This window comes from Pelagibius sp. (assembly GCF_965227505.1).
Taxonomy (GTDB): Bacteria; Pseudomonadota; Alphaproteobacteria; order Kiloniellales; family Kiloniellaceae; genus Pelagibius.
This window is the reverse complement of record NZ_OZ245757.1, coordinates 797,295-823,972: the sequence shown is the minus strand read 5'-3', so window position 1 is coordinate 823,972 and position 26,678 is coordinate 797,295. Positions and strand designations below refer to the sequence as shown.

The following is a 26,678-nucleotide window of genomic DNA, read 5'->3' as shown; positions in this document are numbered from 1 at the left end:
TGGGCGGTTCATGCGGCGATTAGGCGGCCTTGCCGTTCTCATCGTCATCCTGCTTGCCGCAGGCGCCGGCGGTGCCTGGGTCTACCTGAAAGAGCAGTTCACGCAGCCGGGCCCGCTGGCGAGCGAGGTTACGCTGATGGTGCCGCGCGGCGCCGGCCTCGAAGGGATCGCAGCCGATCTCGCGGCCGCCGGTGTGGTGAGCGATGCCCGTGTCTTCGCTCTCGGCGTGCGCCTCTTCGGGGATGCCACGGCCCTGAAAGCCGGCGAGTACTCTTTCGCCGCCTCCGTTTCCATGGCCGAAGCGGCCGCGCTGATCGCGAGCGGCCGCACGGTGGTCCACCGCCTGACCGTGCCTGAGGGCCTGACCAGCAGCGAAGTGATGACGCTGCTGCAGGAGGCCGAGGTTCTCGAAGGCGAGGCGGGTCCGGTCCCGGCCGAAGGCGTGCTGTTGCCGGAAACCTATCACCTTCACCGCGGCGATTCCCGCGCTGAAGTGCTGCAGCGCATGACCCGCTCCATGGCGCAGGTCGTCGCCGAAGTCTGGGAAGGGCGGGCAGCGGATCTGCCGCTGAACAGCCCCGAGGAGGCGGTGATCCTGGCATCGATCATCGAGCGCGAGACCGGCGTGGACAAAGAACGCGCGCTGGTCGCGGGGGTTTTCATCAATCGCCTGAACAAGGGCATGCCCCTGCAGTCCGACCCGACTGTGGTTTATGGCATCACCGAGGGCAAGGCCCCGCTCGGCCGTTCCCTGACGCGCAAGGACCTGGCGACGCCGACGCCGTACAACACCTATCAGATCGGCGGCCTGCCGCCTGGGCCCATTGCGAACCCCGGTCGTGCGTCGCTGGAGGCTGCGGTCAATCCGGCGGAGACCGAATACTTCTATTTCGTCGCCGACGGCAACGGCGGTCATGCCTTCGCCAGAACCTTGGCCGAGCACAACCGCAACGTGGCCCAGTGGCGCAAGCACCTGAGGAGCCTCAGGCGCAAAAGCGAATAGCTGCAGTACTAGCTGTCAGAGGCGGGCTTTTCAGGCAGGCGGGTGAGCAGCGGGTCCGTCCACGAAGGGGGCAGCAGCGAGAGCAGCCAGACGGCGGCAAAGAGACGGCGCGGGAAGACGATGCGCGCCTTGCCGGCGGCGAGGCCGCGCTCGATGATGCGGGCGGCCCGGTCGCTGTCCATTAGGAAGGGCATGGGAAAGTCGTTGACCGCGGTCATCGGGCTCTTGATGTAGCCGGGGCAGATGACCGAGACGGTCAGCCCTTCCCCGGCGACCGTGCCCCGCAGGGCTTCGCCCCAGACCCGAACAGCGGCTTTGGAGGCGCAGTAGGCCGGTGCGCCGGGAAAGCCGCGAAACGCCGCCAAGGATGACATGATGGCGATCTGGCCGCGCCGGCGCGGGCGCATCAGCGCAACCGCCTCCAGCACGGTGGAGACGACCCCGTCGACGTTGACGGCCAGGATTTCCCTGGTCTGAGTGGCGCTTTCGCCGAAGGCCCCGGTCCCGGCGGAGATCCCGGCATTGGCAATGACAAGGTCCAGAGGGTGGTTCTGGTCAGACTGCCGCAGCCAGTTCCCCAGTGCCTGGTGATCCGTGACATCGAAGACGGCGGTTTCCACCGCTGCGCCCGCAGTCCGGCACTCCTGCGCGACCGCTTCCAGCCGTTGGGCGTCGCGCCCGCTGAGTGCCAGGATGCGTCCCTCCCTGGCATAGCGGCGCGCCAGGGCGGCCCCGATCCCACTCGATCCGCCGGTGATTGCGATTGACTTTGGCTCCCGCATGGCGCTCCAGCGTTTCACAGTCCCTTGGTCGGCTCCGGGATAAGCCGTTCCCGGGTTTGGGCGCAAGCTTGTTGTGCTTCTGGGCGGCCAGTATATATGGGACCGGCTTCCTGGGGCGCCTGCCGGGAGCGACAAGAGCAAGCCGGGCGCGATCGCGAACAAGGGGGGAGTGGCTCCGGTGACCGGACAATCGGCCGTGGTGCACAGCATGACGGGTTTCGCGCGCCAGGAGGGCGGCGACGAGGGTGTCGCCTGGGCCTGGGAAATCAGGACCGTCAACGGTCGCAGCCTCGATGTACGCTCCCGTCTGCCGGGCGGCTACGAGGCCCTGGACCCTATCATCCGCAAAGCTGTTGCAGCTGCCTGCAGCCGTGGCAACGCCCAGGTGAACCTGGTGGTCAAGCGCAGCGAAGCAGCACAAGCCTGGCAGCTTAACGAGGATCTGCTGCAGCAGATCCTTGAGGTCATGGAGCGCCTGCGGTCGCGGCTCGACGCCGCTCCTCCGCGTCTGGACGGCCTGCTGGGCCTGCGGGGTGTCCTCGAGCCGGTTGAAGAAGAAGAGAGCACGGAGCGTCGCGATGCGCGGTTTCGGCGCATTGAAGCGGACCTGCAGGCCGCTCTTGGGGCTCTGGTGGCGATGCGGTCGGAAGAGGGCTTGCGCCTTGCTGAGCTGGCGCAGGGACATCTGCAGTCGATCGAGACTCTCTGCGAGGCTGCGGCCGCCTGCGCCGCCACCCAGCCGGACGCGCTGCGGCAGCGTCTGCGCGAACAACTCGACCTGTTGCTCGCCGAAACCAGCGGCGTTGCCGAAGACCGTCTGGCGCAGGAGGCTGCCATCCTGGTCAGCAAGGCCGATGTCCGCGAGGAGTTGGACCGACTGGCCGCTCATATCGAGGCTGCGCGCGACCTGCTGCGTGAGGGCGGCACCATCGGGCGCAAGCTCGACTTTCTCTGCCAGGAGTTCAACAGGGAAGCCAATACACTCTGTTCGAAGTCCGCAGACGTCGAGCTTACGCGCATCGGGCTCGATCTGAAATCGGCGATCGAACAGCTCCGCGAGCAGGTTCAGAACATCGAGTAGCGCAGATGGATAAAGCCAAGATCAAGCGGCGGGGCCTCATGCTTGTCCTGTCGTCGCCCTCCGGAGCCGGCAAGACCTCCATCTCCCGGCGGCTTCTGGAACTGGACGGCGGTCTTTCACTTTCCATCTCTGCCACGACGCGCCCGCAGCGCCCCGGTGAGACAGAAGGGGTTCACTACTTCTTCGTGAGCGATGCGGGCTTTGCCGAGATGGTCGCGGCCGGCGCGCTGCTGGAGCACGCGACGGTCTTCGGCCATCAATACGGGACGCCGCGCGCGCCTGTCGAGAGTGCCCTGGAGGCCGGTCGCGATGTGCTCTTCGATATCGACTGGCAGGGCACTCAGCAGGTCGCTGAACGCGCACGGGAGGACCTTGTCAGTGTCTTTATCCTGCCGCCATCGACTGCAGAGCTGGAGCGGCGCCTGCACAGCCGCGCCCAGGACAGCGAAGAGGTGGTGCGCGGGCGCATGGCAAAGGCCGCCGATGAGATGAGTCACTGGCCGGAGTACGACTACATCATCATCAATCACGACATGGATGAGAGCGTTTCCCAGGTGCAGGCTATCCTCACCGCTGAGCGCCTCAAGCGCGAGCGGCGCGTTGGCCTGCGCGATTTCGTCGAGGATCTGCGCCGCGGCCGTTAGACGCTGGAGGGACTCTCGGGCCTGTTCGCCTGCGGGCCGTCGAGCAGGCGCGCAAGCTGTGCGAACTCCTCGATGGTCAGTTCCTCCGCCCGCGCCGTTGGGTCGATGCCCGCGTCTGCGAGCGTCTCCGGGCAGTGGGTGAAGAGGGGTTTCAGGCTCTGCCGCAGCATTTTCCTGCGCTGGCCAAAGGCGGCCGCTGTCACCCGCTCGAGGCTGCCAAGCCTTGCTGGCGCCAGGGGGGCGCTGCGCGGCCTGAAAGCGACAACCGTGGAGGTCACTTTCGGTGGTGGCGTGAAGGCGCGCGGCGGGATGTCAAACAAGGCGCGGACCTCGCAGAGCCACTGCGTGACGACCGTCAGGCGGCCGTAGTGGCGGCTGCGCGGTTCCGCAGTCAGACGCTGGGCCACCTCTTTCTGAAACATCAGCGTGAGAGCACTGAAGGTCGCGGGGTTTCCGGCCAGAGCCTTCAGCCAGCCGACCAGAAGCGCTGTGGAAATGTTGTACGGCAGATTGCTGACGATCTGGCGTGGAGCGGCCCCGAGGTCTTGCAGCGGCAAAGCAAGCGCATCGCCTTCCACCACCTCCAGGCGGCCCGGATACAGCTCCGCAAGTTCGCCCAGCGCTTCCAGGCAGCGGCGATCCTTTTCCACGGCGACGACGTGGCCTGCCCCTTCGCTCAACAAGGCGCGGGTGAGGCCGCCCGGCCCGGGGCCGACTTCAATGACCGTGCCGATGTCGATCTGGGGCGCGGCACGGGCAATGCGCCCGGTCAGGTTGAGGTCGAGCAGAAAGTGCTGGCCCAACGCCTTGCGCGCGCCCAAGCCGTGGCGTGCGATGACCTCGCGCAAGGGCGGCAGGTTCACCGGCCCTCCCGGAAGCGGCTCATCAGACATGGTCGTAAACGGTCGTCCCCTGGGTTCCGCCGGTCTGCTTGTTGGCAGCCAGCGTTCCCGCCAGAGCGATCGCGGCCAGAAGGCTGACAGGTGAGGCGAGACCTTTGCCTGCAATATCCAGAGCAGTCCCGTGGTCTGGTGACGTGCGGACAATCGGCAGGCCGAGCGTCACATTCACCCCGTGCTCGAAGTCCAGGGTCTTGACCGGGATGAGGGCCTGATCGTGGTACATGCAGAGGGCGGCATCGTAGCCGCGCCGCGCCGCCGGGTGGAACAGACTGTCGGCGGCGACGGGACCGAAGACGTCGATACCCTCGGCCTGAAGACTGGCCACGGCCGGGGCGATCACAAGCCCGTCTTCGGTACCCAGCTTGCCGTCCTCGCCGGCATGGGGATTGAGACCCGCGACCGCCAGCCTGGGGTGCGCAATGCCGAACTGCTGCTGCAGGCCGCGCACCGTCGTCCGGGCGGTCTCCAAGATCAACGCGCCGGTAAGGCTTGCGGGCACCTCGGCCAGCGGCTGGTGGATGGTGACGGGTACGGTGCGCAGGCCGGGAGTGGCCAACATCATCACCGCCTTGCCGGGAGAACCGCAAAGCTCGGCCAGGAACTCGGTATGGCCCGGATGCTCGAACCCGGCATCCAGGAGGACCTTCTTGTGAATCGGGTTGGTGACCACGGCCGCCGTCTCGCCGCCCAGAGTCAGTCTGGTCGCCAGGCTGATTGACTCGAGAACCGCCGCTGCGGTTGCCGGGGAAGGGCGGCCGGGCTCCGCTGTCACGGGATCGCCGAGCGCCAGGACGGGCAGGCCCCGCCCAAAAACCTCCAAGGCTTCGCCCGGCGCTTCGATCGGAACGACCGCCACGCCCAGGTCCAGGCTGCGGCTGAGACGCTGCAGCCGCCCCGGGTCGTCGATGACCAGAAAGCAAGGCAGATCGGCATCATGGCGCCCCTGCCAGGCGCGCAGACTGAGCTCTCCGCCAATGCCCGCGGGCTCCCCCATGGTGACCGCGAGCGGGGGGCCAGGGCGCTGGCGCACCGCATCGGCACGCCGGGAGGCGTTCATACCCCGCCGCCGGTCATCTGCGCCTGCTCAAATGCGAACATCCACGTTCGCTGTTCTGCGCAGTTCCTGCATGGAGCGCTGCGCCAGTTGGTTCACGCGCTGATCGGTCAGGTTCTGCTGAATGCGCTGACGGTCGATCCCCTGGCCGTCGTTCTTGCGCATGTCACGCAGTAGGAGAATGTGGAAGCCGGCGAGCGTACGGATGGGCGTGGAGATCTCGCCCGGTCCCATCCGGGCAAGGGCCTGGTTCAGTGCGTCGTCCAACTCCCCGTCCTGGACCCAGCCGCGATCGCCACCAAGACGCGCCGTGCCTGACTGGGAGAACTGCCTGGCCAGACCCGCGAAGTTGGCGCCGGCACGCAACTGCTCCAGAAGCCGATTGGCGTTGGCCAAAGCCTGTCCTTCCTGCGCCGCCGACTCAACCGCGACGAAGATCTCGGCGACCCGCCGCTCGATGGATCCCTGGCGTGCGGCGAGTCGGTCCACGACCTCTTGAACTTCTTCGTTCGAGATCACCACGGTTGGCCGAAGTCGGCGCTGGATAACCCGCTGCCAGGCGATCTGGGCGCGGATCTGGTCGATCAGCGTGGTCGGGATCACGCCGCGGTTCCGCAGCATGGAGAGGAATTGGCCTTCGGTCATGCCGTTCTGGTCGGAGATCTGCTGCAGAGCCCCCGCCACCTGGTCGTCGCTGACGGCGATGTCCAGGCGGTTGGCCTCCTGCATCTGCAGGCGCTCGTCGATCAGGCCGCGGAGGACCTGGGGGGTCAGACGACGTCTGACTTCTGGAGAATCCTGTACGCCCGCGCCGATAATCGCCAGGCGGACACGCATCGACAGGTCGAGGACGGAGATAACCTCGTCGTTTACAACCGCAGCGGGACGAAAGGCTTCCTGTGCCCGCAAAGAGGAGGATACAGCCAGCGCCGCGAGAGCGACGCAAAGCAGCACGAAGATGTGGAGCCAGACTCGCTGTGCCGGTCGATAGGACAGTGGAGAAGCCATCGTCAGTTCCCTGGAAAAAGCACCGCGCACTATACAGTTTTCACCCGCTTGCATTCAAACGGAAGCTGATGTGGCAGCACAGCCGTGAGGCGATTGGTGACGGCAGGCAATCACCCGCCGGAGGCTTCGCCCAGGTGTTTCAGGACAACCCGCACGAAGACGCTGTCTTCGGATTCGACATCGCGGTCTCGGAAGAACGATCGTTCGGCGACGCCTTCGATCAGGAAGCACTCGTCCTGGTAGGCAAGGCTGAATGCCGTCTCGAGCGAGGTATCCTCGAAGAGATCGCGACGGTGGCGAAAACCGACACTCCAGTGCTCCGTAAGCCTGGAACTGAGGGCTATCCGGAGCTCCTCGCGCTCGTCGAACTCGTCGTTGCCCGCCTCGTCGTCGATGAAGAAATACGAGAGGTCGAGGTTAAGGGCCTCGGGCCCGAGGCTCAGGTCCAGTTCGCTCCGGTCGGCATTGAAGTCGTCCTTGTCGAGACGGAAGCGGTAGAGGAAATCAACATGTTCGATTGGCTTCAAGAGCACGCGGCCGACAATATCGGACTCGGTGTCCTCAAGGCCGGATCCTTCAGAGAAGGCATCCCTGTTTTCTGAGAAACGGAAGCTCTGGCCGATGAAGGCGCCGGCCGCGCCCTCGCTGCCGAAAGTGCCTGTCCATTTCACCCCATAGTCGATGCGGCTGCCGGAGTCGACCCGGTCGTTGCCGGCAAAGCGGTTCAGGTTGAAGAGGTTGGTGTCATCGAATTCGAAATCCAAGCTATCTTCGTTGGGGATCTCGCCGGGGTTCGAGCCGTTTGGCGCCAGAACCGCTTGGACGATCGGCTCGATCACCTGCTGCACGGAGCCGTCCTGGCGCATCCAAGGATAGCGCCATTTGACCGCAAGCTGCGGGAAGACGCGGCCCGCGGTGTCGCTGCCGGGTGCTCCGGCGGGATTGACGTCAGAGGAGCCGGGTACCACGCCGTCGGTCCAGTAGCCGTCGGCCTGCACCTGCGCCGTCACCTCGTAAATGTCGCCGAGCGGGCTCGTGTAGGGGACATGATAGCCCCCGACCAGGGAAACACGCCGGCTGTCGCGCCCTTCTTCGCGGGTCAGAACCTGCAGATTCGCGTCCACGGTATAGCGCGCACCCGGGAGCCCGAGGCCGGGTTCGCTGATGAAGTTGTAATCCGCCAAGGGGACGGCGATCGGCGTTTCCGAGTCAACGTCCGAACTGCGCAGACGCTGATAGGCAAATCCGCGCACGGCGGCGTGATTTCGCCCTTTCAACCCCTCCAGATAGGCGGTGCTGGTCAGTGTGCGCTCCGAATCGAAGTTGAAAGCACGCAGATAGGTATCGTCCGTCGTGCGCTCGACGTCGAAACCCCAGCGCCAGGTCTCGTCCAGTTCGAACTGACCTTGGGCATCCAGATGGCCGCGGAAGCGATCCTCGGCAACGCTCGAGCCGCGCTCTTCGCGATCGGCGATGGTCGCACTGCCGGCGATCTGGATTTCCCCATTCTCAAACAACTGGCGGTACTCGCCGGTGAGATTGATGCCCTGTTCTGTCGACAGCAGGGGCGCAATGGTCAGGTCCTTGTCGTCATCGATGACCCAGTAATAGGGAATTGTGGTCGAGGTGCCGAGAAAGTCGCTGCTGCCGATGGTGGGGGCCAGGAAGCCGCTCCGGCGGTCGACCGTCGGGTCGGGATGCGAGAAGTATGGGGTGTAGAGGATCGGGATCCCGAAGAACTCCAGCCAGGCGTCGCGATAGATGATGTCTTTGGCTTCCTGATCATGGACGACTTCGTTCGCCTTGATCTGCCACAGCGGGGCGCGGCTGGGGTCGTCGCGGCAGAGTTCGCAGGGGCTGAAGACCCCCTTGCTGAACTCGGTGCGGTTGCCGCCGCTGCGGGTGCCGCTGGCCGCGGCTATGCGGGTGTCGTCGGCCATCAGCACGCGAATGTCGCGCACGAAGCCCTCTTTGAGATCGCCCGTCACCTCGATGAACTCAGCAAAAACGGTATCGCCGCTGGGTTCTATCAGGGTGACGTTGCCCTCGGCCGCAACGATGTCGCTATTCAGATTGTAGGTGACTTTATCCGCCAGCAGCACCCGGCCTTCTTGAGAGATCTCTACATTGCCGGACGCAATGACGAGGCCGTTTTCCTCGTCGTAGGTCAATTGGTCGGCGGTGATAAGAGCCGGCACATTCTCAAGCGCCTCGATATCGAGGTTCTGCGCAGCCGCTTCGCCGCCCCCGCCAAGCAGCATAACAGAAATCACGGCAGCTGCTGCTGCCGCACGCCCCAATCCCCCCTGCATCGCCGTTAGCCTATCCGTCCTCCAAGTGAAGCAACATTGCCACCCCCAGCATCAACGACACGCCCGCCGGAGTCCAGGCCGCCAATACCACCGGTATGGTACCCGAAAGTCCGATCGCAAACACGAAATTGGACATGAAGTACAAAAGGAATCCGATCAGCAGGCCCGCCATGATGACCAAACCTACCCGGCCCCTGCGTTGCGGGCGCATGGAGAAGGCTGCGGAAAGCAAGACCATTGCGGCAAATAGCATCGGCAAGGCAAGCAGCCTGTGAAGCTGCAGGCGGTGCGGCAGCGCGGAAAAGCCGGCGGCGTCCATGATCTCTATGAACTCCGGCAGGTTCCAAAACGAGATGGTCTCCGGCGGTGCGAAGCTTTCCTGGATCTTGTCGACCGTCAGGTCCGTAGGCAGATCGAAGACTTCGTGGAAGACCGAAGGCTCTCCGGGACTGGACGTCCAGGCATTGAAGAGCTTCCAGTGGCCCGGTTCCAGCCGGGCACTGTCGGCATCGATTCGGTCCACAAAGCGGTCCTCATCGGCGTAGCGGAAGACGATCACGCTGTGCAGCAGTGCCGATTCGGCGCTGACCCGCGCCGCGTGGATGACCGACTGGCCGCCCGTGTCGGCCTGACGCAGCCAGAGACCTGTCTTGGAGACCGCAAGAAAGCTGGACTCGTTGTGGATGTAGTTGGCTTCCAGGCGTTCGAAGCGGCTGAGGAGAATGGAGGCAAGGGGGTTCAGCGCCGTCACCGTCAGGCAGCCGACCAGCAATGCGCTGCCCAGCACCGGCAAAAGAAACTGCCAGACCGAGACGCCCGCAGCGCGGGCGACAACCAGCTCATGGGAGCGGGTGAGACGCCAGAACGTGGTCATGGCCGCAAACAGCACGGTAAAGGCCATGACCTCCTGGCTGAGGTGCGGCAGTTTCAGCAGCGCCATCTGAAAAACCAGCCCCAGCGAAGCGTCTTTGGCCGCCAGACGGTCGATGAGATCGACGACGGTGGCCAGAAAGATGATCCCGACGATGGCGAAAGCGAAGCTGGCGAACCAGAAGAAGAACTGCCGGGCGATGTACTTCGTCAGCGTCGGCGAGATGCGTAACCGCCGCATCGCTGGTTGCGTGGCGGCGATGCTCATGCGGTCTGCGCTCCGGCCAGCGGCTCCTGGGGACGCCGCGCAGGCCGCCGCAGCAAAACGAAGAAGGCCAGGCCCAGAGAGATCGCCACGGTCGCGTACATGGCGGGGATCGCCGCCACATGGCGGTTCGCGAGATCGTGCAGGGCGAGCGAAATGCCCTCCAACGCCGCGACGCAGGCAATTGCCGCCAAAACGCGCTTGGCCTGACCGCGTCGGTTGAACTCTCCGGCCAGCAACGCTGCCATGCCGATCACGACGAAGACGAGGCTGTAGAGCGGGCCGACGATGCGGTGATGGCCTTCGGCGATCAGTTCCAGCCGGTAGCGCTGATCGCGGCCGTCATCTCCGGGGTTCAGCAGCTCCGGCAGGAAGCGTTCTTTGGGTTCTCGCCAGCGCGCCCGCGGAGCGTTGTCAAAATCGGCCAGTTCAACGGTGTAGCGATCGAAGTACAGCAGCGAGAAACGGCCGGTACCGGGTTGAACCTCCTGGCGGTTGCCATTTTCCATGACCACCCGCGGTCCGGCTTCGCTGGCGACGAGGGCGCCGCGCTCCGCCATCATCGTTACCGGTTTGTCGGGATCCCGGTTGTCGTGAACCAGGATGCCCCGCAGCTCGCCCTCCGGAGACCGTTCGCGCACGTAAACGGTGATCTCGTCGGTGATCGTCGTAAACACACCTTCCTGCAGCAGGACAGCTGAGAAGTCACTTCTAAAAGCATTCTGTAAATCTTTGAAATTCCTAAAAGAAGCGGGAAGGAAATACAAAGAGATAGCGTAGACCGCCAGGGTTACAACCACACCCAGGATAATGGCTGGCCGGGCGAGTTGCATCTGTGACAGGCCGGCGGCGCGCATAACCACCATTTCGCTGTCCATGGCCAGCTTGTGATAGACGAAGAGCGCGGCGACGAAGCACGCCACCGGCAACACGACACCCAGGAACGATGGCAGCAGCAACGCCACGAAAGTGAGGAATGTGGAGGCGGGCAGGCCGCGGTTGACGATGTAGTCGATGAGCCGGAGGGACTGGGTCAGCCAGATCGCAAAGGTAAGGGCCAGGGTGACGAACAAGGTAGCCGTCATCAACTGGCCGAGGACGTAGCGTGTAATGGAAGGCATTGGACCCAGTTGCTGCGGTCTGGACGCCCAGAGATAGCCCGGCGGCCCGCCGTCCGTCCAGCGAATTTGCAGGCTTCCCGGCTCCGGCGACGATGCATAGCGGCTGTGCATTAGGGCTGCGGGGCTTGAACTTGCGTGCCCTGGCTGACAGTTTACTTTGCCAATCAAGACTCGTTCGATTTTCAATCTATCGGAGCCCCTACGGCGGCCACCCGAAAAAGCTCTCCGTGAGGACTTTCATGAACATCTCCTTCGCTACGCCCAGCGTCCCGACGTCCGGTGCCCTGATCGTCGGGGTTTTGGAGGGTGGGAAACTCACCCCCTCCGCCGCCAGCCTGAACAAGACAACGCAGGGGGCGCTGGAGCGGGCGATCGACGCAAACGCTTTCTCTGGCAAGCGGGGCGAGCTGTTGGATGTGGTCGCGCCCGCCGGCGTGAACAACAGCCGCGTGCTGATGGTTGGCATGGGGGCGCCGGCGAAGCTGACGGAGAAAGACCTGCAGGACATCGGCGGCAACATCGCAGCGCATCTGACGCGGGTGCGCGAGCAGAAGGCTGCCGTCCTGATGGACAAGCTGCGGGGCGGCAAGCAGGCCGCCGAACGCGCAGCGAACGCGGGCTTCGGGGCGATTCTGCGCAGCTATCGCTTCGAGCGCTACAAGACCAAGCAGAAGGCCGAAGACAAACCCAGTCTGAAGGAAATCCGCTTTCACCTGGACAACCCGGCAGCGGCGAAGCGGGCCTTCCAGCGCCTGGAAAAGGTGGCGGACGGGGTGTTCATGACCCGCGATCTTGCAAGCGAGCCGGCCAACATCCTCTATCCCAAGTCCTTCGCTGCCGAGGGCAAGAAGCTGACCAAGCTTGGCCTCAAGGTGCAGGTGCTCGGCGAGAAGGAGATGCAGAAGCTGGGCATGGGTTCCCTGCTTGGCGTCGCCCAGGGCTCGGCCCACGAACCGCAGATGCTTGTGATGCAGTGGCAGGGCGCCCCGAACGCCAAAGACAAGGCACCGCTCGCCTTCGTCGGCAAGGGGGTGACCTTCGATACCGGCGGCATCTCGCTGAAGCCGGCCGGCGGCATGGAGGACATGAAGTGGGACATGGGCGGCGCCGGTGCGGTGGTTGGTCTGATGAAGGCCCTGGCCGGCCGCAAGGCCAAGGTCAATGCCGTGGGCGTCTGCGGCCTGGTGGAGAACATGCCCTCCGGAACCGCCCAGCGGCCCGGCGACGTGGTGACCTCCATGGCCGGCCTCACCATCGAGGTGCTGAACACCGATGCCGAGGGCCGCTTGGTGCTGGCTGATGCGCTCTGGTACACCCAGGAGAAGTTCAAGCCCAAGCTCATCGTCGACCTGGCCACACTGACCGGCGCCATCATCATCTCGCTGGGCCACGAAAACGCCGGCCTGTTCAGCAACGACGACAAGCTGTCAGAGCAGCTGACGAAGGCCGGCAAAGAGGTGGGTGAGGAGGTCTGGCGCCTGCCGATGAGCGCGGCCTACGACAAGCTGATCGACTGCGACATTGCCGATATGAAGAACATCAGCGGCGGTCGCGCCGGCGGGTCCATCACCGCCGCCCAGTTCCTTCAGCGCTTCATCAAGGACGGCACGCCCTGGGCGCATCTGGACATTGCCGGCACGGCCTGGACCAGCAAGGACAAGCCCACGGTGCCGAAGGGCGGCACCGGATTCGGCGTGCGCCTGCTCAACACCCTGGTTTCCAAGTACTACGAGAAGTAAGGCCCCGCGCGCAGGGCTTGCCGCCCAGGCTTTGTCCCCTGTGCGCTTCCGGTCCTGAGGCCACCGCGATGACCGAGGTCCGATTCTATCATCTGACCCGTACGCCTTTGCATCAGGCGCTGCCGCAGATGCTGGAACGGACACTTGAGCGCGGCCAGCGGGCCGTGGTCAAGGCCGGTTCGGAGGAGCGGGTGGAGGCTCTGGCCGCCGGCCTCTGGACCTACAACGACCGATCCTTTCTGCCGCACGGAAGCATCAGGGACGGGCGCGCCGAACTGCAGCCCATCTGGTTGACGACGGAGGATGCCGCGCCCAACGGCGCCGAGGTCCTGTTTCTGACGGACGGCAGCACAAGCGAAGATCTTTCGCGTTTCACACTCTGCGCCATTCTCTTTGACGGCGGCGATCCGGATGCCGTGTCGGCGGCCCGCGCCCAGTGGACTGCGCTCAAAGGCGCCGGGCACGGCGTGACCTACTGGCAGCAGGATGAAGGCGGACGCTGGTCGCAGAAGGCTTAGGCCGGCGCCTCGTCGTCCATGCTCGTCCGGCCGACCGCCGCCGCTGCGTGCAGCCAATCCCGGAAGGCTTCCAGTTGCGGGCTGAGAGCGCGGCCGTCGGGGTAGACCAGATAGTAGGCCCCGATCTCCGTCGGCGGGCGATCGAAGGGCATCACCAGGCGCCCCGCCTTAAGGTCCTCGTCGATCAGCATCAGATCGCCCATGGCCACGCCATAGCCCTGAACGGCGGCCTGCAGGGTGGCGTCGAGAAAGTCGAAGTCCTCGCCACTCTCCGCATCGACACCATCGACCGCATTGCGTGTCAGCCAAATCCGCCAGTCGCGGTGATCCGGTACGGCATGCAGAAGGCGGTGGTGGGCGAGATCCTCCGGCTTGCGTAGCGGACGCGGGCCCTCCAGGAGAGCCGGCGCGCAGACCGGCGCCATGCGCTCCACCATCAGCAAGTCGGCGTTGGGCCGATCCTCGCGGGTTTCGAAGACCATGATCCCGGCGTCGAAGTCCTCGCGCGCGAAATCGACATGCCACCAAGACGTGGTCAGCCGGACCTGAATGTCCGGTCGCTCGGCCTGAAATCGGAGGATCTGCGGGACCAGCCAGCGGACCGCGATGGTCGGCACCGACTTGAACTTGATCTCGCCGGGCCGCTCCTTCACCCGCTCGGCGGCCACCATGATCTGGTCGAAGGCCGCACTCAAGGCGGGGAGCAGGCGGCTGCCGGCTGAGGTCAGCTCGACGGAGCGGTGGCCGCGCCGGAAAAGGTCGGTTCCGAAGTGGTCTTCCAGGCCGCGCACCTGCCGGCTGATCGCTCCCTGGGTGACGGAAAGCTCTTCCGCAGCCTTCGTAAAGCTGCTCAGCCTGGCGGCAGCCTCAAAGGCCCGAAGCGCATTCAAAGGAGGTAGGCGGCGCCGCATTCGGATGATTTTTCCTCATGGCATGAATGAGTATTCATCCATTGAGAGACGAGGCTGTCAAGTTTATCTATCTGATATACAGAGATTTAGAGTAAGACGAGGAGGTGGAGATGGATGACCTGCGCGCATTTGCCGGTGCGACGGTAATCTCATTTCCGTCAGGAAGCGACGCGCGGGAGAGCGCCGCCGAACATCGCCGCAGCCCGGCGACCCTGGCTGAACGGCTGGCCTGCTGGGTCAAGCGCCGGGCCTTTCGGCGCGAGCTGACCCGCCTGCTGGAGGCCTCACCCCATCTGATCCGCGATATCGGGTTGGATGAGGCCGCGGTGCGCCGCGAGACTCAGCTGCCGTTCTGGCGTCCCGGCCCCCTGGCGCCGGGCGGCCTCCCTCACGATGGTTAAGCGTCTTCCAGGGCTGTCTGAAGGGTGAGCCAGCGCTCCTCCGCTTCAGCCAGGCTCTGCTTGATCTGGCCGAAGGTGATTTGCAGGTCCTGCAAAGCGGCGGTTGGCCCCTCGTAAACCTCCGGGTCGGCCAGCCTGGCTTCCAGGCGCGCTTTTTCCTTTCCGAGTCTGTCGATCTCGGCCTCGGCCTTTTTGGCGGCTTTGCGCAGATCGGCCACGGCGGCGCGGGCCTCCGCCGAAGCCCGCCGGCGATCCTTCTTGGATACGACGTCGACTTTCCTGGGGCGCTCGCCGCGTTGGCGCGAACGCTCCTGCCGGCGTTGCTCCATCAGCAGCTTCCGGTAATCGTCCATGTCGCCGTCGAAGGCGGTCACGGTGCCTTCGGTGACCAGCCAGAGGCGGTCGGCGGTCAGCTCGATCAGGTGCGGGTCGTGGCTGACCAGGATCACCGCGCCCTCGAAAGCGCCCAGGGCCTGGATCAGGGCCTGGCGCGAGTCGACGTCCAGATGGTTGGTCGGTTCGTCCAGGATCAGCACGTGCGGCGCTTCGCGGCTCATCAGGGCAAAGAGCAGGCGTGCCTTTTCCCCACCCGAAAGCTTGCCCGCCGCCACCTCCGCCCGGTCGGCGCCGAAGCCGAAGCGGCCGAGTTGTGAACGCAGCTTGGTTTCGGTTTCCAGCGGCATCAGCCGCTCCATCAGCTGCAGCGGCGTCGCCTGAAGGTCCAGTTCCTCGGCCTGATCCTGAGAAAAGTAGCCGACCTTCAGCTTGCCGGAGCGGGTCATGCGCCCCTCCATTGCCTTCAGGCGGCCGGCCAGCAGGCGGGAGAGGGTGGACTTGCCGTTGCCGTTGGCCCCCAGCAATGCCACCCGGTCATCCATGTCCAGGCGCAGGTCGAGACGCGAGAGGATGGCCTTGCCAGGCTCGTAACCGACGGCCGCGTTCTCCAGGGTTATGACCGGCGGAGAAAGGCGCCCGGGCTCCGGAAAACTGAAAGCGACCGTGCGTTCCTCCATGACCGAGGCGATCGGTTCCATGCGCGCCAGAGCCTTCAGGCGCGACTGCGCCTGACGCGCCTTGCTGGCCTTGTAGCGGAAGCGGTCGACGAAGGCCTGGATGTGGCGGCGCTCGGCCTGTTGCTTGGCATGCAACGCGGCCTGCCGCTCCAGGTGTTCCCGGCGCAGGCGCTCGAAGCGGTCGTAGTTGCCGCTGTAGGCAGTCAGCTTGCGCTGTTCCAGGTGAACGATCCGGTTGACCGCCCGGTTCAGCAGTCCGCGGTCGTGGGAAACCAGGAGCAGGGTGCCCGGATAGCTTTTCAGGAACCCTTCGAGCCAGAGTGCGGCCTCCAGGTCCAGATGGTTCGTGGGCTCGTCCAGCAGCAGCAGGTCCGGGGCGGCAAAAAGCAGCGCCGCCAGGGCGACCCGCATACGCCAGCCACCGGAAAACTCGGCACAGGGCCGTTGCTGGGCCGCCTCGTCGAAGCCGAGCCCGGCGAGGATACGGGCCGCCCGGGCCGGGGCGCTGTCGGCCTGGATCGCGGCCAGCCGCTCGTGCAACTCGGCAATGCGGGCCGGATCGCTGGTTTCCTCCGCCTCGGCCAGCAGGGTGCTGCGTTCCTGATCGGCGGCGAGCACGGTGTCGATCAGGCTGGTGGGCCCGGAGGGGGCATCCTGCGCCACCTTGCCGATGCGCATCCGCCGCGGCACGGAAACGCTGCCCTGGTCGGGGTGAAGCTCACCGGAGATGATTTTCAGGAGAGTTGTCTTGCCGCTGCCGTTACGCCCGACCAGGCCGACGCGCTCGCCGCCGTTGACCGCGACGGTGGCGCGGTCGAACAATGGATCGCCCTGAACGCGATAGGATAAGTCGTTAATATGCAACATAAATCCGGCTGCCGGCGTGTGGTCGGGCCCTGTGGCGGATTAACGGCCTTTGCGGCGCAGGGTGATAGCACGGCGGGTCGCGCACCGAAAGGCCCGCGGGGTCGGGTTCGGGCGGGGGCGCTCCGCGGCCCGGGGCCGTTGCCCCTGCCTGGCAAAGCGTCTATAAGCCCCGCGAAAATCAGCGCTGACCGGCTCTCGCCGGCGTGCCTGTCTCGATCTTTCGCCGGGGCCGGCAAGCGTCACCCCGCAAGCAAGCGTCAATCAGCAAGCGTCAATCAGAAGGAGAGCCGGAGTCCATGGCCATCGAGCGGACTTTTTCGATTATCAAGCCGGATGCGACCAAGCGCAACATCACGGGCAAGATCACTGATCGCCTGGAGGGAGCGGGCCTGCGCATCATCGCCAGCAAGCGCATCCATATGACCCGCGAGCAGGCCGAGGGCTTCTATGCCGTCCACCGGGAGCGGCCCTTCTTCAGCGATCTCTGCGACTTCATGACCTCCGGGCCGGTGGTCGTGCAGGTTCTGGAAGGCGAGGACGCCATTGCCAAGAACCGTGAGGTCATGGGCGCCACCAACCCGGCCGATGCCGCGCCCGGCACCATTCGCGCCGACTTTGCCGAATCCATCGAAGCCAACTCGGTGCACGGCTCCGACGGGGCCGATACAGCGGCGGTCGAGATCAAGTTCTTCTTCAGCGACGACGAACTGGTCGGCTAGGCGCCGCGCCCCGGCATCGCCGGACATGCGGCAGAGATACAAAGGGCGGGCCCTGAGGGCCCGCCCTTTTCAGTCCGGCCGGGGCCGGAAAAGCGTTCTGCAGCTAGAGCAGGAAGAGCGCCATCCCCACAAGGATCAGCACCACGAGCGCCGTCGAGTAGGTCATGAGGCGCACGAAGCCCTTCCAGTTGCTTTGGTGTTCCCGGAGCAGTGGATCATCCGACATGTCGTTTCCCTGTTCTCTGTTATCCTCAGAAGGTTCTGCCATTGCCGTTCCTGGAATCCTGGAACCCCTGCGATTCTTCGCCTGAGGTTCTAGCCCGAGACCGCTTGTGCGGGCAAGTCCTGCCGGTCGCGGGGCGGCGGCTTCAGGCCGAGAGATCGGGGCTGAAGAGCGCAGCGCCGGGGTCGGACGCCCCTTCGATCTGGCTGCGCCCCTCCAGCAGGTGCACCCGGCCCTCCGCCAGCAGGCGCAGGCAGTGGGGATAGAGGCGGTGTTCGGCCTGCAGGACCCGCGCCGCCAGCCTCTGCGGATCGTCGCCGGCCTGCACCGGGACCGCGGCCTGGCCGATGATGGCGCCGCCGTCGACGGCCTCGTTCACGAAGTGGACGGTGCAGCCGTGCAGTTTCACGCCCGCATCCAGCGCGCGGGCATGGGTGTCCAGGCCCGGAAACAGCGGCAGCAGGGAGGGATGGATGTTGATGATCCGATTTTCCCATCGTTTGACGAAGGCCGCGGAGAGGACGCGCATGAAGCCGGCCAGGCAGATGAGGTCGAGATCGGCTTCGGCAAGGGCTGCGTCGAGCGCCGCTTCGAAGCCGGCGCGATCATCGAAGGTCCGGTGATCGACGACCCGGCTGGCAACGCCGAAGGCGGCGGCGTGCTCCAGGCCGCCGGCGTCCGGACGGTTGGCGACAACGAGGACGATCTTGGCGGGGTAGCCAGGCGCCTCTGCGGCTTCCAGGAGGGAGCGCAGATTGCTGCCGCGTCCGGAGATCAGGACCGCAACCCTCATGCCGGCCAACTGCTCTCCAGGTTTTCGACATGCAGAGCCGCCTTGCCGCTTTCGCGGGCCTCAATGGCGCCGATGACGAAGGTCTGCTCGCCGGCCCGTTCAAGGACTTCGATGACCTGCGCCCGGCTCTCAGGCGCGACGACCATGACCATGCCGATCCCGCAGTTGAAAGTCCGCAGCATCTCCGCCGGCGGGATGCCGCCCGCGCGCGCCAGCCAGCGGAACACCGGCGGGACAGGCCAGTCGATGCCTGGCAAACGCGCAGCCAGGCCGTCGGGCAGCACGCGCGGCAGGTTTTCCGGGAAGCCGCCGCCTGTGATATGCGCCAGCGCTTTGACCCCGCCCGTCGCGAGGGCCTGCAGGCAGGGCCTGACATAGATGCGGGTGGGCACCAACAAGGCTTCGCCGAGGGTCTGCTGAGGCTCGAAAGGCGACGGGGCATCGTAGCCGAGACCCAGGGTCTCGATCACCTTGCGGACCAGGGAATAGCCGTTGGAATGGAGGCCGGAGGAGGCGATGCCGAGCAGCAGGTCCCCCGGCGCGACCTCGGCCCCGGTGACGACCGCGTCGCGTTCGACCGCGCCCACGGCAAAGCCGGCCAGATCGTAGTCCGCACCCTCGTAGAGCCCCGGCATCTCGGCGGTCTCGCCGCCGATGAGGGCGCAGCCCGCCTGACGGCAGCCCTCCGCAATTCCGGCGATGACGGCCTGCCCGGCGGCGACGTCCAAACGACCGGTCGCATAGTAGTCGAGGAAGAACAGGGGTTCGGCCCCCTGGACCACCAGATCGTTGACGCACATGGCAACGAGGTCGATGCCGACGCTGTCGTGGCGCCCAACCTCGATGGCGACCTTCAGCTTGGTGCCCACCCCGTCGTTGGCGGCAACCAGCAGCGGATCTTTGAAGCCTGCGGCCTTCAGGTCGAAGAACCCGCCGAATCCGCCCAGGCCGGCGTCCGCCCCGCTGCGCGCCGTGGCGCGCGCCAGGGGCTTGATGGCCTCAACCAGCGCATTGCCGGCATCGATGTCCACGCCAGCGTCCTTGTAGCTCAGCGTGTTGTGGTTGGGATCCCGGCTTGTTATGGCTTCCTCCCATCACATGGAGTATTTAGGTGGGACGCGAGAGAGCCCGCTGTGACGGGCGACCATAGAGAATCCGGGACGGTTTGCAATGCGGTTTCGCCGGCGCTGCAGCGCTTCGATTCCAGCTTTCCTGCTGGCCTTTGCGGGCGTTGCCGCGCTGCTTTCAGTCGCTGCGGTGCCGGCATCGGCGCAGAGCGACATCTACACGGTGCGCGGGGTTCCGGTGGACGAGACCGCCGGCACGGCGGCCGAGGCCCGTCAGGCGGCCATCAGCGCCGGCCACCAGGCCGCTTTTGTCCGGCTGGTCGACCGCCTGGTCCCCAAGGCCCAGCAGGGCAGCGTTCCGGTGCTGGGCCCGGGCCTGGTGGAGTTCTACGTGCTCGATTTCTCGGTCAACAACGAACGGACATCCGCGGTCCGGTATCTGGCCGAGCTCAACTTCCGTTTCAATCCCCAGGAAGTGCGGACGCTGCTCCGCAACAGCGGCGTGGGCTTCGCGGAGACCCGCAGCAAGCCGTTGGTGGTCCTGCCGGTCTTCGGGGCGGAGGGCGAGGCACCGCGTCTCTGGCGTGAGCCCAACCCCTGGCGCGGCGCCTGGGCCCAGCGCGGGCCGGACGAAGGCCTGGTTCCGGTTCGGGTGCCGTTGGGCGATCTCAGTGACGTGGCCTCGGTGGATGCCGCGCGCGCGTTGGCCGGCGACGCAACCGCACTGGGCGCCATCGCGGCCAACTATGGTGCAAGCGCCGTCCTGGTCGCCCATGCAACGCTGCGCGGTGATCCGGCGCTGGGTGGCGCGCGCCTCGACATCGTCATCAGCCGCTATGAACAGGGCCGGCGCCTGACAACGACACGCGACGCCGTGACCCAGCAAGACGGCGAGGCCGGCGCCGGATTTTTCGCCCGAGCCGCCGGCGGGGTGGACGCAGCGGTTCAGGAAGCCTGGAAGCAGCAAAACGTGCTGCAGTTCGGCAACCGCCGCTCCATTGCCGTCTTCGTACCGCTGACGGGCCTGTCGGACTGGCTGACGGTCAAGCAGCGTCTCGGCGGCGTGGCCGCGATACAGGCGGTCGACGTCAATACGCTGACGCGCAACGAGGCGAAGATGGAGATCTCCTTCGTCGGTGACGAGGGCCGTCTGACGCGGGCCCTTGCCCAGCGCGACCTGTTCCTCTCGCTGCGTGAAGACAGCAACTGGGAACTGACACTGACCGGGCGGCCCGCCGGCGGCGCAGGGTCGATCCAGCCGCCGCCTGACCGATCTTTGGCGCCCGATCAGCCGCCGCCCCCTGGTCAGCCCCCGGGCTCCGATCCGCTGCTGCCGCCCGAGACGCAATGACGGCGCCCCGGGAAGATCCACCGGCGCGCGGCGGGCCCGCGGAGCCAGGGCCGGCGGGTGCTGCGGCCCAGCCACCAGCTCCACCCATTGCACGAAGCTGGAGGTTCTGGCTCGTTCTGCTCGTCGTCGTTCTCGCTTGCGTCTATCTGCTGCGCAGCGTGCTGCTGCCCTTCGTTGCCGGTATGGCGGTGGCCTATCTGCTCGATCCCGTCTGCGACCGACTGGAGAAGTGGAAGCTGTCGCGGACCTGGGCGACCGCCATTGTAACCGTCGCCTTTCTGATGATCTGTGTGATCATCCTGCTGATCCTGGTGCCGGCCATCGTCGGGCAGATCGCAACCCTGATCGAACGCGCACCGGTCTATGTGAGTGCGATTCAACGCGAGATCGGCGAACTGATCGCCATGCTGAAGGACCGGCTGGCGCCGGAGACACTGGACCGTCTGCGCGAAGCCCTCGGCGGTTCGGCGGACAGACTGGTCTCCTGGCTGACGCAGCTTTTGGGCGGTCTGATCTCGGGCGGCGTGGCCTTTTTCAATTTCCTTGCTCTCTTGGTCATCACGCCCGTGGTCGCGTTTTACCTTCTGCGCGACTGGGACCGCATCGTCGACCAGGCCGACGACGTCCTGCCGCGCAAACACCTCGAGACGATCCGTGGCCTGGCGCGGGAAGTGGATCAGACCCTGGCCGGTTTCCTGCGCGGGCAGGGCATGGTCTGCGTGCTGTTGGCCGTCTTCTACGCGGTGGGGCTGACGCTGGTCGGCCTCGACTTCGGGCTGGTCGTCGGGCTGGTTGCCGGTTCGCTTTCCTTCATCCCTTATGTCGGCTCGCTGGTCGGCCTCTTCCTTTCGGTCGGCTTGGCGCTGGTGCAGTTCGACAGCCTGTTCGATGTTGCCATCGTCGCGGCGATCTTCTTCGTCGGGCAGGCGATCGAGGGCAATTTCCTCACCCCCAAGCTGGTGGGCGAGAAGGTCGGGCTTCACCCTGTCTGGGTCATGTTCGCGTTGCTGGCCGGCGGTGCGCTCTTCGGGTTTGTCGGTGTGCTCCTGGCGGTACCCGTGGCAGCCATCGTCGGGGTCGGCGTGCGCTTCGCCGTCAGCCAGTACCTCCGCAGCGACCTCTACACCGGTGAGCACAGCTCCTCTATGGCCAGCCGTCATCCCGGCGAAGCACAGCGGACGGGGCCGGACGACCAGGCGTGAAGGCGACTCGGCAGCTGGCCCTCGATCTGGGGCACCGCCCGGCGCTGGGGCGCGAGGACTTTCTGGTGGCGCCGAGCAACGAACTGGCGGTTGCCTGGATCGACCGCTGGCCGCAGTGGCCCGCGCAGGCGCTTGCCGTTTACGGGCCGCCGGGCAGCGGCAAGACCCACCTCTGCCAGGTCTGGCGGCACAGCAGCGGCGCGGTCTCGGTGGACGCGGCCGGTCTGCGCCGGCACGAGCCGCCGGCGCTTCTGGGGGAGGCAGGCGCCTGCGTCGTCGAGACCGTTGCCGAGACTCTTGAGCATGACCCGGAGGTCGCGCGGCGCCTGCTGCATCTTTACAACATGATGCTCGAGCGCGGCGGCTATCTGTTGTTGAGCGACCGGCTGCCGCCGGCCCGATGGTCCTGTCCCCTGGCGGATCTGCGCTCGCGCCTCGCCGGCATGCAGGCCGTCGCACTCAGCGAGCCGGACGAGGCGCTGGTGCAGGCCGTCCTGGTGAAGCTCTTTTCCGACCGGCAGCTTACGGTAACGCCGGAGGTCATTCAGTTCCTCGCCCCGCGCATCGACCGGTCGCTGGATGCGGCCCGCCGCATCGTATCGGCAATCGACACCCGTGCGCTGGAGGCAAGACGCCAGATCACAGTACCGCTGGTGCGGCTGGTTCTCTCCGAAGCGGGCACGGCGTTTCACGCAGACCCACAAGAAGACAGCAGCAAGTAGACGGACAAGGGAGGCCCCGGATGGATCTCGGTATCAAAGGCCGCAAGGCTCTGGTGTGTGCGGCAAGCAAGGGGCTGGGCAAGGCCTGCGCCATGTCGCTGGCACGCGAAGGCGTTGATGTGACCATTGTCGCGCGCACTGCTGGCCCACTGGCCGACACTGCGGAGGAAATCCGCGAGGCAAGCGACGTGCTGGTGACCGCGGTGGCGACCGACATCACCACACCGGAAGGCCGCGCCGAGGCGCTGGAGGCCTGCCCGACGCCGGACATCCTGGTGAACAACGCCGGTGGTCCGCCGCCCGGCGACTTCCGCAACTGGGACCGCGACGTCTGGATCAAGGCGCTGGATGCCAACATGCTGACCCCGATAGAGTTGATCAAAGCAACGGTCGATCACATGATCGAGCGGCGCTTCGGGCGCATCGTCAACATCACCTCCGCCGCGGTGAAGGCACCCATCGACATCCTCGGTCTGTCCAACGGGGCGCGCGCGGGCCTGACGGGCTTCGTCGCCGGGCTGTCGCGCAAGACCGTGCGCCATAACGTCACCATCAACGCGCTGCTGCCCGGCCCCTTCGATACCGATCGCTTGCGCTCGAACCTTCAGGTGGTGGCGGACAACGCGGGCCGGCCGGTGGAGGAAGTCGCCAAGGAACGTGCTGATGGCAACCCGGCGGGCAGATTCGGCGATCCTGCAGAGTTCGGAGAGGCCTGCGCCTTCCTCTGCGCAGCGCAGGCAGGCTACATCACCGGCCAGAACATCCTGTTGGACGGGGGCGCCTTTCCCGGGACACTGTAGGTTCGGGTGAAAGTCTGACGCGGTCCGGGTTGACGTATCGCGCAAACACGTTGCTGTGACATTAAACGGCTGCGGGGATGCGCCGCGCGGCAGCGGCGTAGCACCGATCACACCATGGCTTCGAGGCAGCTTTGGAAGGATCGGGAAAATGATAAGAACGTTTGCGCTCGCCGCCTGCGCGGCTTTTCTGCTCACCGCAGCGCCGGCTCATGCCGACGATGATGATGACGACGGTTACCGCTACTACCGTTGGTACGACTACGACGACGATCACAGGCATAAACACAAGCACAGGCACTACAAGAAGCATCGCAAGCACTGGAAGAAGGCGGAGAAGCACGTCTACCACCATCACGGCGGTCATCACCACCATCACTGGCACAAGCCAAAACGCAAGAAGGCCAAGAAGAAGGTCTACGTCGAGAAACACGTCTATCACCACTACCCCAAAAAGCACCGCCACAAGAAGAAGCACCACTACCGCCATGGCGGACATCACCACCATCACTACAAACATACTCACAGGAAGCAGCGCTACGACCGCCACGACGATCGGGACTGGGCGATCTTCGCGATCCTCGCCCTGCAGATCGTGGATGTGTTGAACGAGAGCCAGCGCCACAGCTACGCAGTGGCCCAGCAGAGAGCGACGGTTGCGCCGCTGGGCGAGTCCATTCGCTGGTACGACGGACGGGCGTCCGGGGCGGTGGTTCCGGTCCGCGAGGGCAGCGACCGGAGCGGGAACTACTGCCGCGAGTTCCAGCAGGAGATCATTGTCGGCAACCAGCGTCAGGCGGGCTACGGCGTCGCCTGCCTCAAGCCGGACGGATACTGGGAGATTGCCTCTTAGATATCTGATTTTGTTCGGAAATTTTATTCATACTCCGGCGTGGCCCCCGTTTGCTCCCAGCAGGCGGGGCGCGCCTGTTCCTGCCCGCCAGGGCCGCTTTGTCCCTTGGGGCGCATACTGTTAGGATTTCTTCGTCAGGATTGGTACCGCACAGGCGTTGCCGGCGTCCCCGCAGAGTTCCATCAATCTGTCATCAAGGGGGAAGGGAGCCGTGCTATAGGAAGCGGTCTTTCGGATAGGACACAGGACGGGAGATTCTCAAGTGGTCAAAAGTGAGAGCGTGGCACTGGAGATAGAGCAGCTCGAGCAGGAATCCGACCTGCCCGAAGGGTCCCAGGTCGCCGCGATCGATCTTGCCGCGCCGGAGCGGTTCATCAACCGCGAGATCTCCTGGCTGGCCTTCAACGAGCGTGTGCTCGAGGAAGCCTACAATGCCAATCATCCCCTCTTCGAGCGACTGAGATTCCTGTCCATCTCCGCAAGCAACCTCGACGAGTTCTTCATGGTGCGTGTGGCCGGCCTGCTGGGTCAGATCCGCGCCGGAGTCAAAACCCGTACACCCGAAGGGCTGACCCCCGGCCAGCAGCTTTCCGCCATCAACGAGCGCGTCGCCAAGCTGATGCGCTGGCAACAGGAGAAATGGCACGACCTGATCGGCGAACTGAAGGCCGAGGGCATCGAAGTGGTCAGGCCACGAGAGTTGAAGCGCCCCGAGCGCCGCTGGCTCGACCAGTACTTCACAGAGCAGCTCTACCCGGTGCTGACGCCGATCGCCATCGATCCGGCCCATCCCTTTCCCTTCATCCCCAACCGTGGGCTCTGCCTGGTGGTCGAGCTGCTGCGCGACGAGGACAACACCCACATCAACGGCCTGATCTCCCTGCCGGGCAAGATCGAACGCTTCCTGCGGCTGCCGGGCGACGGCGCGCGCTTCATTCGGCTGGAAGAGGTGCTGCTGCTTTACTTCGACGAGCTGTTTCCCGGTTTCGAGGTGACGTCGACCGGCTATTTCCGGGTCTTGCGCGACAGCGACCTGGAGGTGGAGGAAGAGGCTGAAGATCTGGTGCGCGTTTTCGAGACCGCCCTGAAGCGGCGGCGGCGCGGATCGGTCATCCGCCTGACGGTGAATTCGAACATGCCGACGACGCTGCTCGACTTCGTCATCCGCGAGCTTCAGGTCGAGCGGGCGAATGTCTTTCCGCTGGACGGCATGCTGGGCTTGGTCGATACCAAGGAAATCATCCTCGACGACCGCCAGGACCTGCTGTTCACGCCTTACAACCCCCGTTTCCCGGAACGTATCCGCGACTTCGGCGGGGACTGTTTCGAAGCCATCCGGGAAAAGGACTTCGCCGTCCATCACCCCTACGAGAGCTTCGATGTGGTCGTCCAGTTCCTGCGCCAGGCGGCCATGGATCCCGCGGTGGTCGCCATCAAGCAGACGCTTTACCGCACCTCGGAGAACTCTCCCGTCGTGCGGGCCCTGGCCGAGGCGGCCGAGGCCGGCAAGTCGGTCACCGCGCTGGTCGAGCTGAAGGCGCGCTTCGATGAGGAGCGCAACATCCGCTGGGCGCGCAACCTGGAGCGGGCCGGCGTGCAGGTGATCTATGGCTTCATCGAGCTGAAGACCCATGCCAAGATCTCGCTGGTCGCGCGGCAGGAGGGGGCGTCTCTGCGCACCTATGTGCACTACGGCACCGGCAACTACCATCCGATCACCGCGCGCATCTATACCGACATCTCGTATTTCTCCTGCGATCCGCTGCTGGCCCGCGACGCGACCCGTCTGTTCAATTACATGACCGGCTACGCCAAGCCCAAGGCGATGGACAAGGTCGCCTTTGCGCCACTCACGCTGCGGTCCACGCTGCTCGAGCTCATCGACGACGAGATCGCCCATGCCAGGGCCGGCCGCCCGGCCACGATCTGGGTCAAGCTGAACTCCCTGGTCGACCCGGAGATCATCGATGCCCTCTACAAGGCCTCTCAGGCCGGGGTGTCGATCGACCTGGTGCTGCGCGGCATCTGCTGCCTGCGGCCGGGTGTGCCCGGCCTGTCGGAGAACATCCGGGTCAAGTCGATTGTCGGCCGCTTTCTGGAGCATAGCCGAATTGTTTGCTTCGGCGCCGGCAAACAGCTACCGTCTCGAAGCGCCAAGGTCTTCATCTCTTCCGCCGACTGGATGCCCCGCAACCTCGACCGGCGGATCGAGACCCTGGTGCCGATTGAGAACGCGACGGTCCACCAGCAGATTCTAGACCAGATCATGATTGCCAATCTCAACGACGAGGCGCAGTCCTGGATTCTGGAGCCCGAGGGCACCTATCGCCGCGTCAGGTCCACCACCAAATCCTTCAGCGCCCATACCTACTTCATGACCAACCCCAGCCTGTCCGGGCGTGGGTCGGCCCTGAAGAAGTCGAAGAAGGCGCCGAGGCTGGTGCTCAAGAAGATGTAAAG

At 65.3% G+C, this 26,678-nt stretch carries 25 protein-coding genes; 13 read left to right on the top strand and 12 right to left on the bottom strand.

Annotated elements, in window-relative coordinates:
• The first annotated feature begins 10 nt into the window (after positions 1-10).
• Complete coding sequence (mltG, locus tag ACO06P_RS03930) at positions 11-1,003, top strand: endolytic transglycosylase MltG (protein WP_420348702.1); 993 nt, start codon at positions 11-13, stop codon at positions 1,001-1,003.
• Positions 1,004-1,011: 8 nt separating this feature from the next.
• Here mltG and ACO06P_RS03925 read toward each other — a convergent pair whose 3' ends face one another.
• Complete coding sequence (locus ACO06P_RS03925) at positions 1,012-1,785, bottom strand: SDR family NAD(P)-dependent oxidoreductase (protein WP_420349695.1); 774 nt, start codon at positions 1,783-1,785, stop codon at positions 1,012-1,014.
• 178 nt (positions 1,786-1,963) lie between these two features.
• On the opposite strand from ACO06P_RS03925, the gene ACO06P_RS03920 reads away from it, so the two are divergent.
• Together ACO06P_RS03920 and gmk are read left to right on the top strand one after the other, a co-directional pair.
• Positions 1,964-2,866 carry a YicC/YloC family endoribonuclease gene (locus ACO06P_RS03920; protein ID WP_420348701.1) on the top strand — a complete coding sequence of 301 codons (903 nt, stop codon included), beginning with the start codon at positions 1,964-1,966 and terminating at the stop codon, positions 2,864-2,866.
• 5 nt (positions 2,867-2,871) lie between these two features.
• Complete coding sequence (gene gmk / locus ACO06P_RS03915; RefSeq protein WP_420348700.1) at positions 2,872-3,510, top strand: guanylate kinase; 639 nt, start codon at positions 2,872-2,874, stop codon at positions 3,508-3,510.
• Here gmk and rsmA read toward each other — a convergent pair.
• The 6 genes from rsmA to lptF all read right to left on the bottom strand — a co-directional run bounded on the left by rsmA (position 3,507) and on the right by lptF (position 11,153).
• The gene (gene rsmA / locus ACO06P_RS03910; RefSeq protein WP_420348699.1) at positions 3,507-4,403 is read right to left on the bottom strand and encodes a 16S rRNA (adenine(1518)-N(6)/adenine(1519)-N(6))-dimethyltransferase RsmA; all 897 of its coding nucleotides are present in this window, start codon (positions 4,401-4,403) and stop codon (positions 3,507-3,509) included. The genes gmk and rsmA overlap by 4 nt on opposite strands.
• A complete protein-coding gene (gene pdxA, locus ACO06P_RS03905; RefSeq protein WP_420348698.1) occupies positions 4,396-5,469 on the bottom strand; it encodes a 4-hydroxythreonine-4-phosphate dehydrogenase PdxA in 1,074 nt (357 codons plus the stop codon). Before pdxA ends, rsmA begins: the two co-directional genes overlap by 8 nt.
• A 27-nt stretch (positions 5,470-5,496) precedes the next feature.
• Complete coding sequence (locus ACO06P_RS03900) at positions 5,497-6,474, bottom strand: peptidylprolyl isomerase (protein ID WP_420348697.1); 978 nt, start codon at positions 6,472-6,474, stop codon at positions 5,497-5,499.
• 110 nt (positions 6,475-6,584) lie between these two features.
• A complete protein-coding gene (locus tag ACO06P_RS03895) occupies positions 6,585-8,747 on the bottom strand; it encodes an LPS-assembly protein LptD (RefSeq protein WP_420348696.1) in 2,163 nt (720 codons plus the stop codon).
• A gap of 49 nt (positions 8,748-8,796) precedes the next feature.
• Positions 8,797-9,924: an LPS export ABC transporter permease LptG gene (lptG, locus tag ACO06P_RS03890; protein WP_420348695.1), complete on the bottom strand. Its 1,128-nt coding sequence runs from the start codon at positions 9,922-9,924 to the stop codon at positions 8,797-8,799.
• A complete protein-coding gene (gene lptF / locus ACO06P_RS03885) occupies positions 9,921-11,153 on the bottom strand; it encodes an LPS export ABC transporter permease LptF (RefSeq protein WP_420348694.1) in 1,233 nt (410 codons plus the stop codon). Before lptF ends, lptG begins: the two co-directional genes overlap by 4 nt.
• 128 nt (positions 11,154-11,281) lie before the next feature.
• Here lptF and ACO06P_RS03880 point away from each other — a divergent pair, with 128 nt between their 5' ends.
• Together ACO06P_RS03880 and ACO06P_RS03875 are read left to right on the top strand one after the other, a co-directional pair.
• On the top strand, positions 11,282-12,781 hold the full coding sequence (locus ACO06P_RS03880; protein ID WP_420348693.1) for a leucyl aminopeptidase: 1,500 nt from the start codon (positions 11,282-11,284) through the stop codon (positions 12,779-12,781).
• 68 nt (positions 12,782-12,849) lie between these two features.
• On the top strand, positions 12,850-13,299 hold the full coding sequence (locus ACO06P_RS03875) for a DNA polymerase III subunit chi (protein ID WP_420348692.1): 450 nt from the start codon (positions 12,850-12,852) through the stop codon (positions 13,297-13,299).
• Here ACO06P_RS03875 and gcvA read toward each other — a convergent pair.
• Positions 13,296-14,210 (bottom strand): transcriptional regulator GcvA, encoded by a 915-nt coding sequence (gcvA, locus tag ACO06P_RS03870; RefSeq protein WP_420348691.1) that lies wholly within the window; start codon positions 14,208-14,210, stop codon positions 13,296-13,298. The genes ACO06P_RS03875 and gcvA overlap by 4 nt on opposite strands.
• A gap of 110 nt (positions 14,211-14,320) precedes the next feature.
• Between gcvA and ACO06P_RS03865 the strand changes: the two genes are divergently transcribed.
• Complete coding sequence (locus ACO06P_RS03865) at positions 14,321-14,611, top strand: DUF1127 domain-containing protein (protein ID WP_420348690.1); 291 nt, start codon at positions 14,321-14,323, stop codon at positions 14,609-14,611.
• Here the strand turns inward: ACO06P_RS03865 and ACO06P_RS03860 are convergent.
• A complete protein-coding gene (locus ACO06P_RS03860; protein WP_420348689.1) occupies positions 14,608-16,491 on the bottom strand; it encodes an ABC-F family ATP-binding cassette domain-containing protein in 1,884 nt (627 codons plus the stop codon). The genes ACO06P_RS03865 and ACO06P_RS03860 overlap by 4 nt on opposite strands.
• Positions 16,492-16,787: 296 nt before the next feature.
• On the opposite strand from ACO06P_RS03860, the gene ndk reads away from it, so the two are divergent.
• Positions 16,788-17,210, top strand: coding sequence for a nucleoside-diphosphate kinase (gene ndk, locus ACO06P_RS03855; protein ID WP_420348688.1), 423 nt, complete (start codon positions 16,788-16,790; stop codon positions 17,208-17,210).
• A gap of 103 nt (positions 17,211-17,313) precedes the next feature.
• Here the strand turns inward: ndk and ACO06P_RS03850 are convergent, their stop codons facing one another.
• The 3 genes from ACO06P_RS03850 to purM form a co-directional block, all read right to left on the bottom strand.
• Complete coding sequence (locus tag ACO06P_RS03850) at positions 17,314-17,436, bottom strand: aa3-type cytochrome c oxidase subunit IV (RefSeq protein ID WP_420348687.1); 123 nt, start codon at positions 17,434-17,436, stop codon at positions 17,314-17,316.
• A gap of 142 nt (positions 17,437-17,578) precedes the next feature.
• Positions 17,579-18,226 carry a phosphoribosylglycinamide formyltransferase gene (purN, locus tag ACO06P_RS03845; protein ID WP_420348686.1) on the bottom strand — a complete coding sequence of 216 codons (648 nt, stop codon included), beginning with the start codon at positions 18,224-18,226 and terminating at the stop codon, positions 17,579-17,581.
• Positions 18,223-19,257 carry a phosphoribosylformylglycinamidine cyclo-ligase gene (gene purM / locus ACO06P_RS03840; protein ID WP_420348685.1) on the bottom strand — a complete coding sequence of 345 codons (1,035 nt, stop codon included), beginning with the start codon at positions 19,255-19,257 and terminating at the stop codon, positions 18,223-18,225. The genes purN and purM overlap by 4 nt, the downstream gene beginning before the upstream one ends.
• Before the next feature lie 139 nt (positions 19,258-19,396).
• Here purM and ACO06P_RS03835 point away from each other — a divergent pair, with 139 nt between their 5' ends.
• From ACO06P_RS03835 to ACO06P_RS03810, 6 genes are all read left to right on the top strand, one after another.
• Positions 19,397-20,644: a DUF2066 domain-containing protein gene (locus tag ACO06P_RS03835; protein ID WP_420348684.1), complete on the top strand. Its 1,248-nt coding sequence runs from the start codon at positions 19,397-19,399 to the stop codon at positions 20,642-20,644.
• Positions 20,641-21,846 (top strand): AI-2E family transporter, encoded by a 1,206-nt coding sequence (locus ACO06P_RS03830; protein ID WP_420348683.1) that lies wholly within the window; start codon positions 20,641-20,643, stop codon positions 21,844-21,846. Before ACO06P_RS03835 ends, ACO06P_RS03830 begins: the two co-directional genes overlap by 4 nt.
• Positions 21,843-22,568 (top strand): HdaA/DnaA family protein, encoded by a 726-nt coding sequence (locus ACO06P_RS03825; RefSeq protein ID WP_420348682.1) that lies wholly within the window; start codon positions 21,843-21,845, stop codon positions 22,566-22,568. Before ACO06P_RS03830 ends, ACO06P_RS03825 begins: the two co-directional genes overlap by 4 nt.
• 20 nt (positions 22,569-22,588) lie before the next feature.
• Positions 22,589-23,368, top strand: coding sequence for an SDR family oxidoreductase (locus ACO06P_RS03820; RefSeq protein ID WP_420348681.1), 780 nt, complete (start codon positions 22,589-22,591; stop codon positions 23,366-23,368).
• Between the two features lie 148 nt (positions 23,369-23,516).
• The gene (locus ACO06P_RS03815; RefSeq protein WP_420348680.1) at positions 23,517-24,218 is read left to right on the top strand and encodes a hypothetical protein; all 702 of its coding nucleotides are present in this window, start codon (positions 23,517-23,519) and stop codon (positions 24,216-24,218) included.
• Between the two features lie 286 nt (positions 24,219-24,504).
• On the top strand, positions 24,505-26,676 hold the full coding sequence (locus tag ACO06P_RS03810) for an RNA degradosome polyphosphate kinase (protein ID WP_420349694.1): 2,172 nt from the start codon (positions 24,505-24,507) through the stop codon (positions 26,674-26,676).
• Positions 26,677-26,678: the final 2 nt, after the last annotated feature.

Coding starts and splice junctions, on each gene's coding strand:
- ACO06P_RS03880 (WP_420348693.1), top strand. CDS start 11,282: ATGAACATCTCCTTCGCTACGCCCAGCGTCCCGACGTCCGGTGCCCTG.
- ACO06P_RS03875 (WP_420348692.1), top strand. CDS start 12,850: ATGACCGAGGTCCGATTCTATCATCTGACCCGTACGCCTTTGCATCAG.
- ACO06P_RS03860 (WP_420348689.1), bottom strand. CDS start 16,491: ATGTTGCATATTAACGACTTATCCTATCGCGTTCAGGGCGATCCATTG.
- gcvA (WP_420348691.1), bottom strand. CDS start 14,210: ATGCGGCGCCGCCTACCTCCTTTGAATGCGCTTCGGGCCTTTGAGGCT.
- mltG (WP_420348702.1), top strand. CDS start 11: ATGCGGCGATTAGGCGGCCTTGCCGTTCTCATCGTCATCCTGCTTGCC.
- ACO06P_RS03900 (WP_420348697.1), bottom strand. CDS start 6,474: ATGGCTTCTCCACTGTCCTATCGACCGGCACAGCGAGTCTGGCTCCAC.
- ACO06P_RS03830 (WP_420348683.1), top strand. CDS start 20,641: ATGACGGCGCCCCGGGAAGATCCACCGGCGCGCGGCGGGCCCGCGGAG.
- ACO06P_RS03835 (WP_420348684.1), top strand. CDS start 19,397: ATGCGGTTTCGCCGGCGCTGCAGCGCTTCGATTCCAGCTTTCCTGCTG.
- ACO06P_RS03820 (WP_420348681.1), top strand. CDS start 22,589: ATGGATCTCGGTATCAAAGGCCGCAAGGCTCTGGTGTGTGCGGCAAGC.
- ACO06P_RS03865 (WP_420348690.1), top strand. CDS start 14,321: ATGGATGACCTGCGCGCATTTGCCGGTGCGACGGTAATCTCATTTCCG.
- purN (WP_420348686.1), bottom strand. CDS start 18,226: ATGAGGGTTGCGGTCCTGATCTCCGGACGCGGCAGCAATCTGCGCTCC.
- pdxA (WP_420348698.1), bottom strand. CDS start 5,469: ATGAACGCCTCCCGGCGTGCCGATGCGGTGCGCCAGCGCCCTGGCCCC.
- ACO06P_RS03850 (WP_420348687.1), bottom strand. CDS start 17,436: ATGTCGGATGATCCACTGCTCCGGGAACACCAAAGCAACTGGAAGGGC.
- ACO06P_RS03925 (WP_420349695.1), bottom strand. CDS start 1,785: ATGCGGGAGCCAAAGTCAATCGCAATCACCGGCGGATCGAGTGGGATC.
- ACO06P_RS03815 (WP_420348680.1), top strand. CDS start 23,517: ATGATAAGAACGTTTGCGCTCGCCGCCTGCGCGGCTTTTCTGCTCACC.
- rsmA (WP_420348699.1), bottom strand. CDS start 4,403: ATGTCTGATGAGCCGCTTCCGGGAGGGCCGGTGAACCTGCCGCCCTTG.
- ndk (WP_420348688.1), top strand. CDS start 16,788: ATGGCCATCGAGCGGACTTTTTCGATTATCAAGCCGGATGCGACCAAG.
- lptG (WP_420348695.1), bottom strand. CDS start 9,924: ATGAGCATCGCCGCCACGCAACCAGCGATGCGGCGGTTACGCATCTCG.
- lptF (WP_420348694.1), bottom strand. CDS start 11,153: ATGCACAGCCGCTATGCATCGTCGCCGGAGCCGGGAAGCCTGCAAATT.
- gmk (WP_420348700.1), top strand. CDS start 2,872: ATGGATAAAGCCAAGATCAAGCGGCGGGGCCTCATGCTTGTCCTGTCG.